General features: G+C 64.0%; 12 protein-coding genes and 7 pseudogenes. 2 read left to right on the top strand and 17 right to left on the bottom strand.

Annotated elements, in window-relative coordinates; translation table 11 throughout:
• Positions 1-81 precede the first annotated feature (81 nt).
• Both ABTV29_RS29075 and ABTV29_RS29070 read left to right on the top strand, forming a co-directional pair.
• A complete protein-coding gene (locus tag ABTV29_RS29075) occupies positions 82-984 on the top strand; it encodes a LysR substrate-binding domain-containing protein (RefSeq protein WP_433767959.1) in 903 nt (300 codons plus the stop codon).
• Between the two features lie 483 nt (positions 985-1,467).
• On the top strand, positions 1,468-1,701 hold the full coding sequence (locus ABTV29_RS29070) for a DUF6124 family protein (RefSeq protein ID WP_433767958.1): 234 nt from the start codon (positions 1,468-1,470) through the stop codon (positions 1,699-1,701).
• A gap of 200 nt (positions 1,702-1,901) precedes the next feature.
• On the opposite strand, the gene ABTV29_RS29065 is transcribed toward ABTV29_RS29070, so the two are convergent.
• The 17 genes and pseudogenes from ABTV29_RS29065 to ABTV29_RS28985 form a co-directional block, all read right to left on the bottom strand.
• Positions 1,902-3,128 (bottom strand): beta-ketoacyl-ACP synthase, encoded by a 1,227-nt coding sequence (locus ABTV29_RS29065; protein ID WP_433767957.1) that lies wholly within the window; start codon positions 3,126-3,128, stop codon positions 1,902-1,904.
• The gene (fabG, locus tag ABTV29_RS29060; RefSeq protein ID WP_433767956.1) at positions 3,128-3,856 is read right to left on the bottom strand and encodes a 3-oxoacyl-ACP reductase FabG; all 729 of its coding nucleotides are present in this window, start codon (positions 3,854-3,856) and stop codon (positions 3,128-3,130) included. Before fabG ends, ABTV29_RS29065 begins: the two co-directional genes overlap by 1 nt.
• Positions 3,853-4,326 (bottom strand): hotdog family protein, encoded by a 474-nt coding sequence (locus ABTV29_RS29055; protein WP_433767955.1) that lies wholly within the window; start codon positions 4,324-4,326, stop codon positions 3,853-3,855. Before ABTV29_RS29055 ends, fabG begins: the two co-directional genes overlap by 4 nt.
• Positions 4,323-5,519 carry a beta-ketoacyl-[acyl-carrier-protein] synthase family protein gene (locus ABTV29_RS29050; protein ID WP_433767954.1) on the bottom strand — a complete coding sequence of 399 codons (1,197 nt, stop codon included), beginning with the start codon at positions 5,517-5,519 and terminating at the stop codon, positions 4,323-4,325. The genes ABTV29_RS29055 and ABTV29_RS29050 overlap by 4 nt, the downstream gene beginning before the upstream one ends.
• Positions 5,516-6,016: a hypothetical protein gene (locus ABTV29_RS29045; protein WP_433767953.1), complete on the bottom strand. Its 501-nt coding sequence runs from the start codon at positions 6,014-6,016 to the stop codon at positions 5,516-5,518. Before ABTV29_RS29045 ends, ABTV29_RS29050 begins: the two co-directional genes overlap by 4 nt.
• Before the next feature lie 116 nt (positions 6,017-6,132).
• Positions 6,133-6,858, bottom strand: a complete 726-nt coding sequence (locus tag ABTV29_RS29040) for a class I SAM-dependent methyltransferase (RefSeq protein WP_433767952.1) — start codon at positions 6,856-6,858, stop codon at positions 6,133-6,135.
• Positions 6,855-8,102 carry an NAD(P)/FAD-dependent oxidoreductase gene (locus tag ABTV29_RS29035; RefSeq protein ID WP_433767951.1) on the bottom strand — a complete coding sequence of 416 codons (1,248 nt, stop codon included), beginning with the start codon at positions 8,100-8,102 and terminating at the stop codon, positions 6,855-6,857. The genes ABTV29_RS29040 and ABTV29_RS29035 overlap by 4 nt, the downstream gene beginning before the upstream one ends.
• Positions 8,089-9,225: a sodium:proton antiporter gene (locus ABTV29_RS29030; protein WP_433767950.1), complete on the bottom strand. Its 1,137-nt coding sequence runs from the start codon at positions 9,223-9,225 to the stop codon at positions 8,089-8,091. The genes ABTV29_RS29035 and ABTV29_RS29030 overlap by 14 nt, the downstream gene beginning before the upstream one ends.
• A gap of 19 nt (positions 9,226-9,244) precedes the next feature.
• Positions 9,245-11,592 (bottom strand): annotated as a pseudogene (locus ABTV29_RS29025) (MMPL family transporter).
• A pseudogene (locus tag ABTV29_RS29020) lies at positions 11,576-12,163 on the bottom strand (outer membrane lipoprotein carrier protein LolA). Before ABTV29_RS29020 ends, ABTV29_RS29025 begins: the two co-directional pseudogenes overlap by 17 nt.
• A 23-nt stretch (positions 12,164-12,186) precedes the next feature.
• Positions 12,187-12,663: pseudogene (locus ABTV29_RS29015) on the bottom strand (acyl-CoA thioesterase).
• A pseudogene (locus tag ABTV29_RS29010) lies at positions 12,645-14,191 on the bottom strand (HAL/PAL/TAL family ammonia-lyase). Before ABTV29_RS29010 ends, ABTV29_RS29015 begins: the two co-directional pseudogenes overlap by 19 nt.
• Positions 14,172-15,120, bottom strand: a pseudogene (locus ABTV29_RS29005) (glycosyl transferase). The pseudogenes ABTV29_RS29010 and ABTV29_RS29005 overlap by 20 nt, the downstream one beginning before the upstream one ends.
• Before the next feature lies 1 nt (position 15,121).
• A pseudogene (locus tag ABTV29_RS29000) lies at positions 15,122-15,851 on the bottom strand (glycosyltransferase family 2 protein); the annotation flags it as partial.
• A 203-nt stretch (positions 15,852-16,054) separates the two neighbouring features.
• Positions 16,055-17,713: pseudogene (locus tag ABTV29_RS28995) on the bottom strand (AMP-binding protein); the annotation flags it as partial.
• Positions 17,710-18,255, bottom strand: a complete 546-nt coding sequence (locus ABTV29_RS28990; RefSeq protein ID WP_433767949.1) for a hypothetical protein — start codon at positions 18,253-18,255, stop codon at positions 17,710-17,712. The pseudogene ABTV29_RS28995 and the gene ABTV29_RS28990, both read right to left, overlap by 4 nt.
• Positions 18,252-18,506 carry an acyl carrier protein gene (locus tag ABTV29_RS28985; RefSeq protein WP_110965992.1) on the bottom strand — a complete coding sequence of 85 codons (255 nt, stop codon included), beginning with the start codon at positions 18,504-18,506 and terminating at the stop codon, positions 18,252-18,254. The genes ABTV29_RS28990 and ABTV29_RS28985 overlap by 4 nt, the downstream gene beginning before the upstream one ends.
• Positions 18,507-18,512: the final 6 nt, after the last annotated feature.

The raw sequence follows: 18,512 nt of genomic DNA, 5'->3' as shown, positions 1-18,512 counted from the left end.
AAAAGCATATAGCTGGCTAATGATTCAATCCAATATATTGTTCGACCTGTTTGATAGCTTTAACGACCTAATGGGGTTTCCATGGAATTGCGTCATCTGCGCTACTTCATCGCCGTCGCCGAAGAACTGCACTTCGGCCGCGCCGCACAGGCGCTGGGCATCTCCCAGCCGCCACTGAGCCAGCAGATCCAGGCGCTGGAACAGGAGGTCGGCGCGCGATTGTTCGAGCGTACCAATCGTCGGGTCGAGCTGAGCGAAGCCGGTCGGTTGTTTCTGGAAGAGGCGCGGCTGGTGCTGGCGCAGGTCGACAAAGCGGCGGACGTCGCGCGGCGGGCGCAGTTGGGCGAGTTGGGCGAACTGAAAATCGGCTTCACCTCATCGGCACCGTTCAACTCGACCATTCCCCAGGCGATTTTCTCGTTCCGCCAGCGCTTCCCGGCGGTGCATCTGAATCTGCGGGAAATGAGCAGCACGCAAGTGGCCGATGCCCTGGTCGACGAGTCGATCGAGGTCGGCATCATGCGGCCACTTGGGCTGCCCGACTCGCTCAGTGTGGTCGAGCTGATGCGCGAGCCGCTGGTCGCGGTGCTCAGCTCCAAGCATCCACTGGTGAAGGACAGTGAAGAGGGCTTGTTCCTGTCGGCCCTGGCTCTCGAGCCTTTCGTATTTTTCCCGCGCAGCTATGGCAGTGGTCTGTACGCGCAACTGCTGAGCCTGGCCCGGGACGCTGGTTTCAGCCCGCACTTTGCCCAGGAAGCAGGCGAGGCGATGACCATCATCGGGCTGGTGGCGGCGGGGTTGGGCGTGTCGGTACTGCCGGCGTCCTATCAGCGGATGCGCATCGATGGCGTGGTGTATCGGCCATTGCTCGATCCGGCGGCGGTCTCGGCGGTGTGGCTGGTGCAGCGCAAGGATCAGAAGTCGGCGATGGCGCGGGCGTTTGTGGAGTTGCTCACACGCAAGGTCGAACCGCTGAAAACGTGACTGCTTCGCAGTCAATCGCGAGCAGGCTCGCTCCCACATTGGAACGCTTTAACTGTGGGAGCGAGCCTGCTCGCGAAGGCGATCGCAAGAACACCCAAAAACCATCAGCCAGCCACCGGACGATCAGACCTTTCAACCTTGGCTGTAGGGCATTTCTGAAATCCCTCCAACAGGCTACAGCGCCTTGCGGCGCGGCCTACACCTACTCCAGAATCCGCCGGCTTGTGTGCTTTGAGGGCCGTCGCTAACTTGATTCGGGTCACTGATGGTCAGTGATCGGGTTTAGTAGCCCGTATCGAAGTAAAGCGCATTCGCGCTCCTGATAGGCAGGTATGTCCATACCTGCCCATGACGGTAGCTGTGCGCAGGGCGCCTTCGGGCGCGCCGGTTTGCACTTCGTCCGGTCTACTAACCTGCGTACAGCTGCCACCCTTCTGATCTGGCGATTCGGTGTCGGCTCCCCTTCTTTCAGGACACTGAATCATGACCCATACGCCCAATTCACCCAGCCCGATCTTCCTCATCGCCCCCGACATCGACAACCACACCTTGCTTGAATACGCCTGCGTCTCCCTGGCCTCCGCCAGTGCCATGGCCAGCGACTTCTCCAGAGATCTGAAAGGGCCGCAGGGGCAGGTACTGTTGGGGATTCAGCAGTCGATCATGCTTGGAGAATTGGCGGTGAACCGGGTGCTGGATAACCTCGATCCACCGTGACCCTGTGGGAGCGAGCCTGCTCGCGAAAAATTCGGTCAATGCGGCCATTCAGGCAGCACGCGTCATCGTTAACGTCCATCGCGAGCAGGCTCGCTCCTACAAGGGATACGCGTTCCCCTGTAGGAGCTGTCGAGTGCAACGAGGCTGCGATCTTTTGACTGTCAAAGGCAAGATCAAGAGATCGCAGCCTGCGGCAGCTCCTACACCCAGCGCTTGAAGATCAGCGACGTATTCACCCCGCCAAACGCGAAGTTGTTGTTCATCACGAACTGGTGGCTCATCTGCCGGAACTCGCCGCGCAGGTAATCGAGCTTGCCGCAGTTGGGGTCGACTTCATCGAGGTTGAGGGTGTGCACGTACAGGTCGCGGTTGAGCATTTCGATGCTGAACCAGGATTCCAGCGCACCGCAGGCGCCAAGAGTGTGGCCGAGGAAGCTTTTCTGCGAGCTGATGGGCATGTGTTCGCCGAACAGGCTGCTGGTGGCCAGGGTTTCGGCGATGTCGCCCTGTTCGGTGGCGGTGCCGTGGCCGTTCACGTAGCCGATGGCCGACGGCGCAAGGCCGGCGTCTTCCAGGGCCAGTTCCATGGCCCGGCGCATGGTGACCTGTTCCGGACGGGTGGTGTGCTGGCCGTCGGCGTTGCTGCCGAAGCCGACGATTTCGGCGTGGATATGCGCACCCCGAGCCAGGGCGTGTTCCAGTTCTTCCAGCACCAGCATGCCGGCGCCTTCACCGATCACCAGGCCGTCGCGGCCGGTGTCGTAGGGGCGCGGGGACAGGTGCGGGGTATCGTTTTTCAGGCTGGTGGCGTAGAGCGCATCGAAGACCATGGCTTCGGTCGGGCACAGCTCTTCGGCACCGCCTGCGAGCATCAGCGGCAGGCGCCCGAACTTGATGGCCTCGTAGGCATAGCCGATGCCCTGGCTGCCGCTGGTGCAGGCGCTGGACGTCGGGATCAGGCGCCCGGTGAGGCCGAAGAAGATGCTGATATTGGCCGCCGTGGTGTGCGGCATCATGCGCACGTAGGAGTTGGCGTTCAGGCCTTCGGCCACCGAATTGAGCAGCATGTTGCCGAATGCCTTGATCTCGTCGGTGCTGCCGGTGGAGGAGCCGCAGGCGACGCCCATGCGCCCGTCCTTGATCGATTCGTCACCCAGCAGCCCGGCGTCGGCCAACGCCTGCTCGGCAGCGCCCACGGCAAGCCGCGAGACCCGGCCCATGCTGCGCAGCTGTTTGCGGGTCCAGTGGGCCGGCACCTTGAAATCGTCGATGGGGCCGGCCAGGCGGGTGTTGAGTTCGGTGAAGCGATCCCACTCGTCCATCCGGCGGATGCCGCTACGGTTGGCCGCGAAATGGCCGGCGATGGTGGCCCAGTCGCTGCCCAGTGAGGTGATGCCGGCCATGCCGGTGACAACGACGCGCTTCATCAGCACAGGCCTCCGTTGACGGCCAGCACCTGGCGGGTGATGTACGACGCTTCCGCCGACATCAGGAAATTCACCGCGCCGGCCACCTCTTCAGGGGTACCCATGCGTTGTGCGGGAATCATTTTCATCAGTTCTTCCACCGGCACGTTTTCGTCGAGCATCGCTGTGTCGATCAGGCCGGGGGCGACACAGTTGACGGTAATCTTGCGTTTGGCCAGTTCGGTGGCCAATGCCTTCGCCGCACCGATCAACCCGGCCTTGGAGGCGCTGTAGTTGACCTGGCCACGGTTGCCGATCAGCCCGGAAACCGAGGTGATGCAGACAATTCGCCCGGCGGCGCGACGACGGATCATCGGCATCATCACCGGGTGCAGTACGTTGTAGAAACCGTCGAGGTTGGTGCGCATCACCACATCCCAATCATCCTCGCTCAGCGCCGGAAAAGCACCGTCACGCGTCAGACCGGCGTTGAGCACCACGCCGTAATAGGCGCCGTGGCTTTCCACATCGGCTTCGAGGGTGGCCTTGCACGCGGCGCGGTCGGATACGTCGAACTGCAGGATGCGCGCCTGGCGACTCAGGGCCTCGATTTCGCCCTTGACGGCCTCGGCTTCGGCCACGCCGCTGCGGCAGTGCAGCACGATGTCATGGCCGGCCTGGGCCAGTCGCAGGGCGATGGCGCGGCCAATGCCACGGCTGGAACCGGTGACCAGTACGGATTCAGTCATGCCTGCGTTCCTTGTGAGGAGCCTTGGGGCTCATGAAGATATTGAGTGGCCTGAGGCGGGCGATACACGTTCAGGCGGGCGCTGGCGTGAATGCCCGGCGCATTGATGTGGCATTCGAAAACACCCATGCCGTTGTCGTCTTCCAGCGAGCGCAGGCCATGGATGGTCAGCTCGGTGCCGGCAGGGAAACTCTCGACGTTGCATTCGAACTTGCGGCTGCCGAGCAGGAAGCCGAGTTCCACCTCATCCCCGCGCTGGCGCGCATGGCAACCGGCGAAGGCGGCAACGCTCTGGGCCATCAGCTCGATGCCCACCCAGGCGGGCAGGCTGCCGTCGGGGCGATTGAACAGCCCGGTGGGTTTGACGGTAAGGCAGGTGTGAATCTGCTCCGCATCGAACGCCAGGATCCGGTCGATGAGGATCATGTCGCCAGCGTGGGGCAGCAGTTCGGCGAGCGGCCAGTCAATCATGGGGCGTCTCCGATAATCAGGCTGACGTTATTGCCACCGAAGGCGAAGGAATTGCTCATCAGGTAGCGGGGACCAGTGGACGTCAGGCGCGTGGCCGGGGTCACCCATTTCAGGGCGGGCAGCTCGGGATCCGGCTGGTTGTCCCAGACGTGCGGTGGCAGGGCCAGGTCGCGGTTGTCGGCACTCAGGCTCAGCCAGCAGAACGCCGCTTCCAGCGCTCCCGCTGCACCGAGGGTGTGGCCGGTCATGGGTTTGGTTGACGAGCACAGCACTCCGGCCGGGAACAGCGTGTTGACCGCCGTGCTTTCCATGGCGTCGTTGTGTTGCGTGGCGGTGCCGTGCAGGTTCAGGTAACTGATTTGGTGCGGTTGCAGCCCGGCGCGGCTCAGGGCCTTGCCCATGGCCTGCAGGGCGCCACGGCCGCTCGGTTCGGGGGCGGAAATGTGGTGGGCGTCGGAACTGGCGCCGCTGCCGAGCAGGGCGATCGACGGGTTGTTGCCGGGCTGTCTGCTCATCAGAAACAGCACCGCCGCTTCGCCGATGTTGATGCCGTTGCGATTCACCGAGAACGGGTTGCAGCGCTGGTCACAGACCGCTTCCAGTGCCGAGAAACCGTTGAGGGTCAGTTTGCACAGGCTGTCGACGCCACCGCACAGCACCACGTCGCACAGGCCCAGGTCGAGCAGGCGCCGGGCACTCATCAGGGCGCGGGCGCTGGAGGTGCAGGCGGTGGAAATCACATAGGCCGGCCCGCTCAATTGCAGCCAGTCGGCGAGAAAATTCGCCGGCGCGCTGAGTTCCTGTTGCTGGTAGTCGTACTCGGCGGGGAATTGGCCGGCGTCCAGGTAATGGGCCAGGCCCTGGCTGGCTTCTTCGATTCCGGAGGTGCTGGTGCCCAGTACCACGCCGATGCGGTCGCGGCCGTAGGTCTGAATGGCCTGGTCGATGTCCTCGCGGATTTGCAGCGCGGCTTCCAGCAACAAGCGATTGTTGCGGCTGTCCTGGCGGGACAGCTCGGCTGGCAGGGCCGTCAGTTCGCCACGTACTGAGCCCACCGGCAACGAGCGCTGCGGTACCCAGCCCGATTCGCTGCGCATGCCGGAGCAATCGCCGGCAAACAGGTTTCGCGCGACTTCATCCTTGCCACGGCCCAGTGAGCAGATCACCCCGAGGGCGTTCAGATAGCCGCTCATGGTGTCTCTCCGCTCAGCGGCGTGACGTGGTATTTCGGGCCTTTGGGCAGATTCAATTCAAAGTTCATCGATTGTGAATAGCGGACGTCCCAGCGCTCCGGCAAGGAGCGTTGTTCGCCATGTTGCCAGGCGTCCGGGTAGTTGACGGTGAGTTCGTCCTTGGGTGTCAGCGCAAACAGCAGCGCGGCGAACAGCTCCCGGGCTTCCGGATTGGGCGGCAGCAAGCCATCGGCCTGCCATTGGCCATCCCTGAGTTTCTGCCGGGCCTGGGGAATGCCCAGCAAGTCCATCATCGACCAGCGAATGGCCGGGCCTTCCTGCTGGATCACCAGCACCCAGTCCTGGCGCTGTTCGGCTTGCAGGCGTTCGATGTGCAGTTGCAGGGGTAGCGGTAGCGTCGGCGTTTGCTCGGGCAGCGGTGCGCGGCTGGAGCAACCGCTCAACAGCAGAACCACGCCAAGCAAAAGAACACCCATTACCCCTGTAGGAGCGAGCATGCTCGCGATGGACGTCAACGATAACGCGTGCTGCCTGGTTAAACGCGTTGACCAAGCGTTTTTCGCGAGCATGCTCGCTCCTACAGTTGAGAGCATTGGGCGAATGACTGTGAACATCAAACAACACCTTCAAGGGGCTTGCGCGCCACCACATTGACCAACGTCTCTTCCCGCTGGCCAAAGGGTTTGGGCTTGCGCAAGCCCAGCTGTTCCAGCAGGCCGAAATCCGTGGCGCGGCTCCACCACAGGTAGGGATAGGACACGTTCTGCGGCCCGAATTCGAAACCCTGCTGGCGGATCATTTCCAGGTACTGCGCCGCGCTTTTCTGCACCTGCATCGGGTGCCTGAACAGCCAGCGAATCACCCAGGTATCAATGTAGGCCTCGGTGGACTCGGCGAACAGCAGATAGCCACCCGGCTTGAGCACGCGATAGAACTCGGCCAGCGCCTTTTCCTGCTCCACCAGATGATGGAAGGTCTGGTGACAGAACAGCAGGTCGACGCTGGCATCCGCCATCTGCAGGTTCGCGCAGTCGCTGTCGATCAACTCCACCGCCATACCCAGATTGACCGCTTCTTCGCGGCTGCGTTGCAGGCTCTGCGGGTCGGCATCCACGCCGATCAGACGGCCGGGCATGAAGGCCTGGCGCAGGTACTTGAACGACTTGCCCTGACCGCAACCGGCATCCAGCAGCAGCGGTTGGCTCGGCGGGGCTTCGCTGAACAGGCCGCGCAGATCCTCGATCGCCACGCGCAGCACATAGTGCTGCCAGGTGCGGCTGCGCAGGAACCACAGACCGAAGCGGGTTTCCTCGACGTAAGTGTCGCTCGAATAGGTCATGACGCCGTCCTTGCACAGAATTCTGAAATCGCCTTCAACCGGCGCCTGGCTTCGCTGACGAACGGATTGCGGATATCCCAGGCATAACCGGCGAGGATCGAACTGATCATGCCGCGGATTTCCCGGGAACTGCCCTCATGGAAAATCACATCCTGGAAAGTCCCGGCGTACCAGCCTTCGACGTAGCAGCGGAAGGTGTCGACACCCCGCTTGAGCGGTTCGGCGAATTCCCCCTGCCAATCGACCGTTTCGCCCTGCAACTGGCGGTGCAGGACGCCCGCCGCCATGCTCGCCGAACGCATGGCGATGGTCACGCCGGAGGAAAACACCGGGTCGAGGAACTCAGCGGCGTTGCCCAGCAGCGCAAAGCCCGGACCGTGCAGGGTTTTGACGTTGGCGGCGTAACCGCCGATGGTGCGTGCCGGGGTATCCCACACGGCATCGCCGAGCACGCGAGCCAGGCTTGGGGTCTCGGCGATGAAGCTGCGCAGGCACGCATCAAGATCGTCGCTACGACCCTTGAAGTGCTCAGCCGCAGCCACTACGCCGACCGAACAGCGGCCGTTGCTGAACGGGATGGTCCAGAACCAGATATCACGCTGGGTCGGATGGGTGGTGACGAGGATCTTGGTGCGGTCGAAATCCGGGCTGTCGATATGGTCTTCGACGTGGGTGAACACCGCCTGGCGCACGGGGAAATTCGACGCCGCTTCGAGGTCGAGCAAGCGTGGCAGGACCCGCCCGTAACCACTGGCATCGAGCATGAAGTCCGCTTCGATGCGGTACTCGCTGCCATCTTCGCGGCGCACGCCGAGTTGGGGCTTGGCCGACTCGATATCGACGCTGACAATGGTTTCGCCGTAGCGGATTTCCACGCCTTGCAGCGTCGCCTGATCGGCCAGCAACTGATCGAAATCGGCCCGTTGCACCTGGAACGTGGTGGTCTTGCCCTGACTGAAGGCTTCCCCGAAATCGAAGGCGCTATACTGCTCGCCCCAGGCAAATGCGGCGCCGGTCTTGACCTGGAAACCCGCCGCGTTGACGGCTTCGAGCATGCCCGCTTCCTCGACGAAATCCAGGCAATGGGCCAACAGGCTTTCGCCAATGGAAAACCGTGGGAAATGCTGGCGCTCGATCACCAGTACATCGTGGCCCTTGCGCTTGAGCAGCGCGGCGGCGATGGCGCCCGAAGGCCCGGCGCCGATCACCAGGACCTGGCGGCGTTCCATTTCAACGGTGGGCATGGGGGCTCCTTGCCGGGGTAGCTGCGTTCAGGGGAATGCGGTGCATACCAGCCAATGCCGGCAGCAATGTCGCGACCAGGCCCATCACCATCAACGCGAAGTACAGCGCCGGGCTGATGAGCTGTTGTTGCAGCAGCAGGTTGAGAAACACGATTTCGCTCAAGCCGCGAATGTTCAGCAACACGCTTTCCCGCCAGCGACTGGCGCCCGGGAACGAAGCGCCGGCCCAGCCGAGACCGAGCCAGTTGCCGAGCATTTTGCTGGCAATCGGCAACAGCAGCAGCGCCGCCAGTTGGCCCCAGCCGAGGCTGTCCAGCGCGCTGTGGACGTTGATCTGCACGATGCCGAAAGTGAGGATCAGCGGGATCGCCACCCAGGTTTGCAGGCGGCTCATCCAGATCGCCGGCAGCGGGTGGGTCAAGGGTGCCTTCAGCGCGGCCATGATCAGCACATAACCGATGCCGAAAATCAGCGCGTTGAGCTTGTAGTGCTCGGCCACCACCAGCAGCCCGAAAAAGCCCAGGCTGTACAGCCACAACTGGCGCAGGCCGAGCAGGCGCAACACCAGGGGCAGACAGGCGCCGGCCAGGGGCAACAGCAGGCTGCTCAGGTGCAGGGTGCCCTGGGCGATGGCGAACAGGGTCCAGCAAGCGAGGTCGATGAGGATCGCGGTTTGCACCAGTCGGCGGGTGGCGCCGGTCGGATAATCGATGTGCCGCAGGTACAGGTACAGCACCGGAATCGCGGTGATGGCGAACAGCAGGCCGACGGCCAGGGAACTGATCCAGGGTTGCGGTGGCAGCAGCCAGATCGCCGTGGCCAGGCCGCAGGCAAAGGGAATGCAGAAACTCGGCAGGGCGATTTTCAGGCTCTGGCGATCCAGTTGCAGGTCGATCACGTCGCTGAGGATGTAGCCCAGCAACAGCGCAAAACTCAAGCTGTAGAGGTTTTTCAGCCAGACCGGCGACACCAGCGCAGCGCCGCTGAGTTGCCATTGCGGTTCGATCCAGAAGTACATCAGCAACGGCAGGCCGACGGTTGCAAACAACAACTGACTGACAATCGGAATCAACCCGACGCGAGCACCCAGGCGTGTGGCGACTGCGAACAGGCCCAGGGCCATGAGCCAGAACAGCAGGGCATCATTGTGCGGGCTCCGCGACCGTCGCCGCGTGGGCTTGATGTCCGGCCCACGGCGCCAACATGAAGCTGAAGGCCAGCCCCAGGCTCACCGCCAGGCCGAAGTTACTCACCGCCGGTGTGCTGGACAGCGCCAGCAGGCCGAACGACAGCCAGGTGGTGACCGCCGCCAGGAACGTGCCCAGCAGGCTCACGGCCGCGCCGCCGATCTGCTCGCGCATCAGGATCGCGTAGTCGACGCCGATGGCCGTCACCAGCAACAGGCCGAACAGGCTGAACAAGGTCAGTGGCTGCCCCAGCCAGCCGAGACTCGCCAGGCTGCACAGTGCGGCCAGCAGCGGCAATGACACGATGCGCAAGGCGCCGCCGACGCCAAACGGCCAGATCAGCACCAGCACAATCAGCACGCAGGAGGCCAGTTTCAACTCGGCGGCGCTGACCTGCGTGGCGGCGAAGACCTGGTTGAGGTCGCCCAGGCGATCCACCAGCTTGTACACCTGGCAGATCCACCGCCTGGACGCGCAGCAGGGACGCATCATTCAAACCTTGCAGACTGACCACCGCCGCGACGCCGTGCTCTGTTGATCCGAGCCACAGAGTGCGATACGGTTCGGACAAGGGACCGACCATCGCGGCGTCGATGTCGGTCACGGGCAAGGCCTGCAAGTTGCGCCAGCTCGGCTTGCAGCGCAGCGACCGGGACGCCCAGGTCCAGCAGTGGTTGCCAGAAGGCTGGCAGGCGGGCCAGGGCCTCACGCACTTTCTGTTGTTCGGCGGGCGGGCTGACCAGTTGGTTGAGCGACAGGTAGCCCTGGAGCTTTTCCAGGCCGATCAGCTGATCCAGCCGCTCGTTGAGGGCGGTCTGGCGCTCGAGCAGTTGGACTGATCGTCGGCGCCGGATCAGGAAGAACTGGCTGGTGGGCTGGAAGCCGGTGATGCGCGCGATGGTCGCGTGCTTCGTCGGTAAGGTGCTGGGGCGTGCCGATCCATTGGCGGATATCGTTTTCGTGGTCAGTTGCCAGAGCCCACCGGCGCAGAACGGCAATCAGCAGTGCAGAAGCACGGGCGTGCGTACGCGTTTCAGCAGGGCTTCGCGAGCGCTGAGCAGGAATGGCAGACCTGGAGCGGCCATTGGGCGGGACGCAACTCTGCGCCCTTGAGCAGCGCCGGTAGCAGGCAGACGGCGCACAGGTAGGCACCGACCAGGCCAGCGGCGGAAAATATCGCGATCTGGGTCAGCGCCGGGAACGGGCGTCCAGGCCAGGGCCAGGTAGCCGATGGCAGGTAGTCACAAGGCTCAGGCTCAGCCCGGCAGGGTCAGGCGCAAGGCCGGCCAGCTGCGCCATGGCTTCAGGCTCCAGCTCTTGGACAGGTAGTGCAGCGGGTAATCGACGGCCACGCCAATCAGGCTGGAACCCAGCACCAGGGTCATGACATGCATGCGGCCAAACAAGGCCACGCAGACCACGGCGCCAAACAGCACGCCCACCAGTACCGGCACGAACGCCAGCCATACGCGCCAGGCGCCGGAAGGCCAGCAACAGCAGCAGCAAGATGCCGAGCGGTCGCGCCACCGCCGACCCAGGTGATTCCCGCGACGCCTGTTGCTTGGCCGCTGGCGGCGTACAGCAGGCCGCTGGCCGCCAGCAGTTGACGTGGGACTGGCTCGCCTGGTCGCGGCTGCGTTGCAGCAGCTCGCCACTTGCAGCGGCAGGTTCATGTCGAAGGCGTTGCCCGTGGGCGCGGGCCGCAGCATCACCCAGCTTTTACCGTCGGCATCGGCGACCAGTGCACCGCTGCCGATGTCGAACTTGATCGCGCCGCGTTGTGGCTGGCTGTTCTGGATGCGCCCGGTCAGGCCCAGCCAGTCGTCCTGGCTCGGCACCAGGCTGAAGCCGCTGAACGGGTCGAACAGGGCCTGCACCCGTTGTTGGATGAACGCGTCGGGGCTGCTCGATCAGTTGCTGGCGGTCCGCCGCCGAGAGCATCGCCAGGCGCCCGTTGCAGCAATTGCGCGCGCAGCGCCGGCAAGTCGGCCTGCAACGTTCCACTGCACCTTGTCGAACAGACCGCTGGCCTGCCACTGCTCGCCGAGGGTTTGCGCCATGGCGACGGCCTGCTGGCGATCGGCATGTGACCGACCAGCACCAGCACTTCGCGATTGAGCGGCTCCTGCATGCGCTGTTCGGCCGATCAGCTCCAGGGCGTCGGGCGATGTGCCGGGCACCAGCTCCATGAGGTTGGCCGACAGCGGCGCGCCGTTGCGCCATTGCCAACCGGCGAGCGCGAGCACTGCCAGCAGCAGGATCAGGAACAGGCGGGGCAGCATGCGTTCATTCGGCAAAGTCATGTTGCTCCGCTTCGCTCAACGGTTGTGCGCTGTTGCTGTCCTGCATGCGCAGCACGGTACTGTCGCCTTGGGTTTCCAGCAGTTCGATGCGCTGCACCAGTTCGCCGCCGTCGATGTTGATCTGGTTGAACACCTGTTTGAGCAGCATCGAGCGCGGGTCAGGGTGAGCTTCCATTGTTGCGGCTCGCCGACAGGGACAGTTCGAAGTCCCGTTGCAAGCCAGCTGCTGTCACCTTGCAGCACAGAGAGGAACAAGCGGTTCTGCTCGGCGCCGGCGCTCTTGTCCGGCAGCATCTGCCAACGCGTGCCATCGCGTCGAGCGATGCCCGTGGCGGTGATGCGGTAATCCTGTTGCAGCGGTGTTTGCAGAAGCCAGAGCAGGCCGTGGTTTTTCGCCAGCACGAAGCGTGCCCTTGCTGGTGAGCGGCTGGGGCAGGGCGCGCAGGTGTTTTTCCTGGATGAAACTGCCGTGGATCACCTCAGGCGTGGCCAGTTGGTCGCTCAACTGTTGCAAGTCGAACGCCTGAGCCAGCCCGGATCGCCAGCAGCACGCAGACAACGGAGCGAGCATGCTCGGAAACGAGGCGCCGGGTGTCAGTGCGCATCGTTTGACCATCGCGAGGCTCCTCCACGGGCGTTGAGCACAGCAGGACCCTCGACGGCGCGGTAAGACTCGCGAGCCAGCAGCATCTCGCGACTGGCGAGGTCGACGGCGACTTGCACGGAACGGCACGGGTCAAGCGTTCGCCGTGGTTGCGTCGCTGATCAGGTAATTGATCTTCAGACGGTTCTCCCACTCCACCAGGCTCGCGCGCACGGTCAGGCTCTGACCGAACACCGCAGCTGCGCACGTAGCGCAGTTGCAGGTCGATGACCGGCCATGCGTAGCCGGACTCTGAGCATGTCGTTGTAGTTGTGGCCGATCTGATCGAGCAAGGCGCAGCGGGCGACTTCCAGATACTTCACGTAATGGCCGTGCCAGACCACGTTCATGCTGTCCACGTCAAAGAACGGCACGAGGATTTCCGTATCGACGTGCAGAACTCCCTTGCTTACGCATGCAGCCTCCAGTGTTGTTCGGCGATTCGTTGCAGGCACAGGCGCAGTTCGCCTTCCAGGGCACGGTCTTCGATCACTGGCGCAAAGTCCCTGGCCAGTTCTTCGTGCATGGCGGCGAGGGCCGGGGGCAGTGGCCGCGCATCTTCGACCTGGCCACGCAGCCACACGCCCTGGTTGGCGGCCAGCAAGGTGGCGGCGGCCACCTGTTCGGTCAGCTCCAGCACACGAATCGCATCGCGGGCGGCAATGGTGCCCATGCTCACCTTGTCCTGGTTATGGCACTCGGTGGAGCGCGAGAACACGCTGGCCGGCATGGTGTTTTTCAGTGCTTCGGCCGTCCAGGCGCTGGCGCCGATCTGCACGGCCTTGAAGCCGTGGTTGAGCATCGCCCGCTCGGCGCTGGCGCCCGACAGGTTGCTCGGCAAGCCGTGGTTGTAGCGCTCGTCCACCAGCAACGCGAGCTGGCGATCCAGCAGGTCGGCGACGTTGGCCACCAGGTTTTTCAGGCTGTCCATGGCGAAGGCGATATGGCCGCCATAGAAGTGCCCACCGTGGAGCACGCGTTCGGCTTCGGCGTCAATGATCGGATTGTCGTTGGCGCTGTTGAGCTCGGTTTCGATGAACGAACGCAACCAGTTCAGGCTGTCGGCCAGCACTCCCAGGACATGGGGGGCGCAGCGCAGGGAGTAACGGTCTTGCAGGCGATGCAGCGGCGCGGTCGGTGCGTCGATAGCCAGGTCCTTGCGCAACCAGGCGGCCACCTGCATCTGTCCCGGATGCGGCTTGGCGGCGAACAGGCGCTCGTCGAAGTGCTCGGGGTTGCCTTGCAGGGCGACCACGTTCAGCGCGGTGATGCGCGTTGCCAGTTGCAGCAGGTAGTCGGCGCGGGCGTAGGCCAGGCAGGCAAGGCCGGTCATCACTGCCGTGCCGTTCATCAGGGCCAGGGCTTCTTTCGGGCGCAGTACCAGTGGCTGCCAGCCCAGCTCGCGATGCACATCGGCGGCTTGTCGGCGCTCGCCGCGATACATCACTTCACGCTCGCCGGACAGGGTCGCGGCGACATAGGACAGCGGCGTCAGGTCGCCACTGGCGCCCACCGAGCCTTCCTCCGGAATCAGCGGCAGGATGTCGTGTTCGAGAAAGGCCTGGAGGCGCTCCAGCAGTTCCACGCGCACCCCGGACAACGCCGTGGCACAGCGACTGCAGACGCGCCGCCAGCACCGCACGGGTGGCCTGGGCGTCGAGCAGCTTGCCCAGGCCGCAGCCATGGAACGTGAACAGGTGACGCGGCAGTGCCTCGACGTGGTGCAGCGGCACGGCCACCACGCAGGAGTCGCCGTAACCGGTGGTCACGCCGTAGATAACGCCTTCCTTGTCCAGCAGCGAATCGAGGAATCGCGCACCCTTGGCGATGCGCTCGCGGAACGCCGGGTCGCCCTGCAACTGCGTCGGGTGCCTGACGGTTGGCCACGGCCAGCACATCTTCGATGCGCAAGGGGCGTTCGCCGAAGGTTACCGGCTCAAGCGTGGGCATCGTCATCGGTCTTCCAGAAAGGGTAAAAGTTGAACCACTGTTGGGGCCCTGCGAGGCAGTACTGCGCCAGGCGCTCGGCGTAGCGGCAGGCCCAGTGGGCGATCACTTGCTCGCGGTCGTTGCGTTTCCAGGCCACGGCATCGGCGAAGGGTTCGAGGGTGATGCGATAGTCGCCCTCGGTGCTTGAGGCACATCAGCAGGTTGACTGGGCATTTCAGCAGGCCGGCCAGCAGCCATGGGCCTTGGGGGAATGCGGCCGCGAGGCCCATGAAGTCGACGGTCACGCTGCGTCCGCCGTGCAGCGGTACGCGGTCGCCGGCAATCGCCAGCCACTCGCCGCGCTCCAGGCGCTCGCTCAACTGCAGCATGATCACCGGGTTCAGCTCGCTGACCTGGATCAGCCGCAGGTTGCGTGGCACCGGCTTCGCCCAGCAAGCGATTGAACTGCTCGGCGTGCTTGGTGTGCACCAGCACGTTCATGGTGACTTTCTCACCGATCTCGGCCAGGGCCCGGCACATTTCCAGGTTGCCCAGGTGAGCGCCCACCAGCATTTGCCCGCGGGTGCCTCGCAAGTGATGGCGCAAGCAGCGCCGTATCGACGATTTCGATCTGGTCGATGCTAAGCTTGCGGTTCCAGACGTCGAGCTTGTCGAGCATCGAGTCGGCGAAGGCCATGAATTGGCCGAACACCCGCCAGCGGGCTCGGGCGCAGCTCCGGGACGTGCGCTCCAGTCGGCCAGGCGTTGCTGGTATTGCCAGGCGCTATGGCGGGCACTGCGTCCGAAAAGGAAGAAGTACAGCACGATGCCGTACAGCACCGGGTCAGCAAGCGGCGGCCGAGCACCTTGGCGGCGAATGCGGTGAGCTTCATCAGCCAGAAACTGCCGCGCTCCTCGCGGTCGGCCCAGTGTTGCTTGTCTTCCTGAAGGCTCATGCCGCCACCGCCGCCAGAGAATCAGGGGCGAACGCACGAGCATGCCGAAGAATAGCGGGTGTGCATGCTCGAAATCAGCACGTTGTCGTGGAACATGCGAAAGTGCGAGACCCCGTCCAGAGGGTAATGGACCCGCGTGTGCAGCCAGTGCATTGGCTGATTGCGCCAGGCCAGGCGCACGAGGATGTCCGAATCGAAGTCCATGCGCTTGCCGATATTGGCCGAGTCGATCAGCACCAGGGTCGGTGCCAGGGGATAGACACGAAAGCCGCACATGGAATCGCGGATCTGCAAGGACAGGGTGTTGATCCAGACCATGACGTGGGTCAGGTAGCGCGCGTACAGACGACCTTTCGGCACACTGGCGTCGTAGCGCGGATAACCACAGATCACCGCGTCGGGATGGGCACGGGAGTGTTCGATGAAGGCTATCGACATCTGCAAGATCGTGCTGGCCGTCGGCGTCCACCTGCAAGGCGTGGCTGAAACCCAGGCGCGCAGCCTCGCGCAGGCCAGTCATGACCGCGCCGCCCTTGCCCTGGTTGACGGCGAGCCTGACCAGATGAACCGTCTCGCGCCTCGGCCAGTCGATCGAGCACGGCGGCACACGCGGGTTAGCTGGCGTCATCCACCAGCACGCAGGGCAGATCGCTGGCGAGCAACGCCTGGACCACCGCGGAGATGGCGGTTTCGTGGTTGTAGACCGGAATGACGGCGCAGGGGTTATGCATGTTTTCTGCCCTCCGACAAGATCCATGTGGCGAGGGAGCTTGCTCCCGCCGTAGAGCTGCCGAGGCGGCGATCTTGATCTTCGCTTGGACTCAATGCTAGGACAAGATCGCAGCTCGTTGCACTCGACAGCTCTACGCAGCCAGCGGAGCAAGCTCCTCGCACAGTGATCTGTGCAGATGCTAGGCATGTTTTCCCCAACACAGATCCGCCCACTGGAGCAGGCGGCCGTGTCATTGCGGTAGGCGAAGTACAGCTTGCCGCGGCTCGCGGTCGAAGCGCAGGTGCAGTTGGACTTCATCGCCGGGCGCACCAGTTGCTGGAACTTGAGCACTTCCATGCCGACGAACCGGGGCGGCAGGTCCATCAATTGCCGGCCCAGGCTCAAGGCCCAATCGACTTGCACCACGCCCGGCAGTACCGGTGCGGTGGGGAAGTGGCCGCTGAAGTACGCCAGGTCCGGCGGCACGACCAGTTGCAGGCTCCACTCACCGTCGGCTTCGACGTGTTCCAACACTTCGGGAGCCTTGGGCGCGTGGCGCCATCAGCAGCGCCTCGACATCGGCCTGGGGCAGCTTGCCCTGGGCGTTGAGCGGCAACTGCCGCAACCAGCGCCAGCGCCGTGGCAGGGCGAGGGTTTCGCAATGTTCGCTCAGGTGCCGACGCAGGCCTTCGGTAACGGCGCGCCGGCCCTGATTGCGCAAGGCGCGCAGGCCCGCGTCGCTCAGCACCAGCAGCGCGCCGAGCGAGGCACGATTCTCCTGCACCACCGCCAGCCGCGCTTCGGCGACCCAGTCGTGGGCCACCAGCGCTTGCTCGAGCATCGGCAGCGAGATGCGTTTTTCTTCGAGCTTGACGATACGGTCCAGTCGCCCGAGGAGCTCGAAAGCGCCCATCTGCGGCGATTCGTGCCGCGTCGGCGGTGTGTTCGACATGGCCAGCGGGCAAGATAGGGCGAAGCGATGAGCAGGGCGCCGTCGCTGTCCTGGCTGAGCTCGCACGTCGGCAAAGGGCTGCCACAATCGCGCCCCTGGCGCCAGGCAATGCCGCCGGTTTCCGAACTGCCGAAAATTTCCGTCGGCCATTGCCGCAGGCGCTGCTGCAGGCTTTGCGCGGCCTCGGCGGGCAATGCGCCACCGGAAGAAAACACTCGACGCACCGCGCTCAATGCTGGCCAGTCGAGGTTGTCGCCCATGCGCTTGAGCAGCGCCGGGCTGGCGACCCAGGCAAATGCCCCATGCTCGCGGCTGGCGCGCTGCAGGTCTTCGGGAAAGGCCAGTTGCTTGCGCACGAACGTGCGCCCGGCGAACAGGGGCCACAACACCCGAAACAGCAGGCCATAAATGTGTTGGGTGGCGACGCTGCCGATGATGCACGCCGGGCCCAGGTCGGCACCCCACAGGCGCTCCAGGGCTTCGACTTCATTGACCAGTTGGCGCAGGGTTTTTTCGATGCGCTTGGGTTCGCCGCTGGAGCCGGAAGTGCACAGGCTCAGGGTGCAGCGATCCAGATCCAGTTCGGCGGCGGCCAGCGGCGGATGCTGGAAATCGTTCAGGTGTGCGTCGCCGGGCTGATCGGTCAGCCACAGGTCGACGTCATTCACCCAACGCAGGCGGGTCTGGGGTTGCAGGTCGGCGGGCAGCAACACGCCGACCCCGGCGCGCCAGGCACCCAGCAGGACAATCGCCAGGTCGGCGGCATCCTCCAGGTGCACGGCCATGCGCCGCACGCCCCGTGCCTGCAGGCCGGCGGCCAGGCTCAGGGCCTGTTCGCACAGTTGCCCGTGACTCAAGGCCGGCGCGACCGCTGCCGCGCGTTCCGGCTGGGCCTTGAGCAGCAGCTGCTCAAGTTTTATCCAATTCATATACGGCCTCGTACCCGTATGCGTATGAGCAGTTCAATGGCAAACATCAGGCCTATCAGTCCGTAGGAAATCAGCCCGGTGTACACCATCCACCAGCTCAGCGGCGCCCAAAGCGTCAGGGCGGCGGCGCACAAACCGTTGCAGAGAAAAAACACGCTCCAGGCGATGGTCACCTGACGGGTGTAGCGAATGCCTTCGTCGGGCAGATCCGGTTCACGCACCCGGGCCAGGCGCTCGACCACCGGGGGGCCGTAAATCAGGCTGCCGCCAAACAGCGCGAGCATGAAGGCGCTGATCAGTACCGGGTACCAGCGCAGCAGTTCCGGGTTGTCGAACAACGCCAGCAACAGGCAAAAAACAATGGCCACCAGGGCCATCCACAGGCTGCCGGGCTGGCGCTTGCCGGTCAGCACGCGGGCCAGCCACAGACTGCCCAGCAACAGGCCGAACTGCCACGGGGCGAAGTGCTCCATGCCGAAATACACCGCAAAGGGGTACAGCAGGCCCGCCAGCAGCAGGCCAAGGCCGATCAGGCGACTCATGCGGCGGGTTGAACCAGACGGTAGACCGCCTCGACCACGTCACTGACGGTACGCACCGATTTGAATTCTTCGGCGGCGATTTTCTTGCCGGTCTGGCGCTTGATGTGATCGATCAGGTCGACGGCATCGATGCTGTCGATCTCAAGATCCTGGTACAGGTTGGATTCGAGACTCACCCGCTTGGGGTCCAGCTCGAACAGCTCGACCAGGGCATCGCGCAGTGTGTTGAAAATGTCGTCACGAGTTTGCATGGTCCG

Source organism: Pseudomonas putida (assembly GCF_050989985.1).
Taxonomy (GTDB): domain Bacteria; phylum Pseudomonadota; class Gammaproteobacteria; order Pseudomonadales; family Pseudomonadaceae; genus Aquipseudomonas; species Aquipseudomonas putida_AI.
Note: the sequence above shows the minus strand (reverse complement) of the source record. Positions and strands in the feature narration are given on the sequence as shown.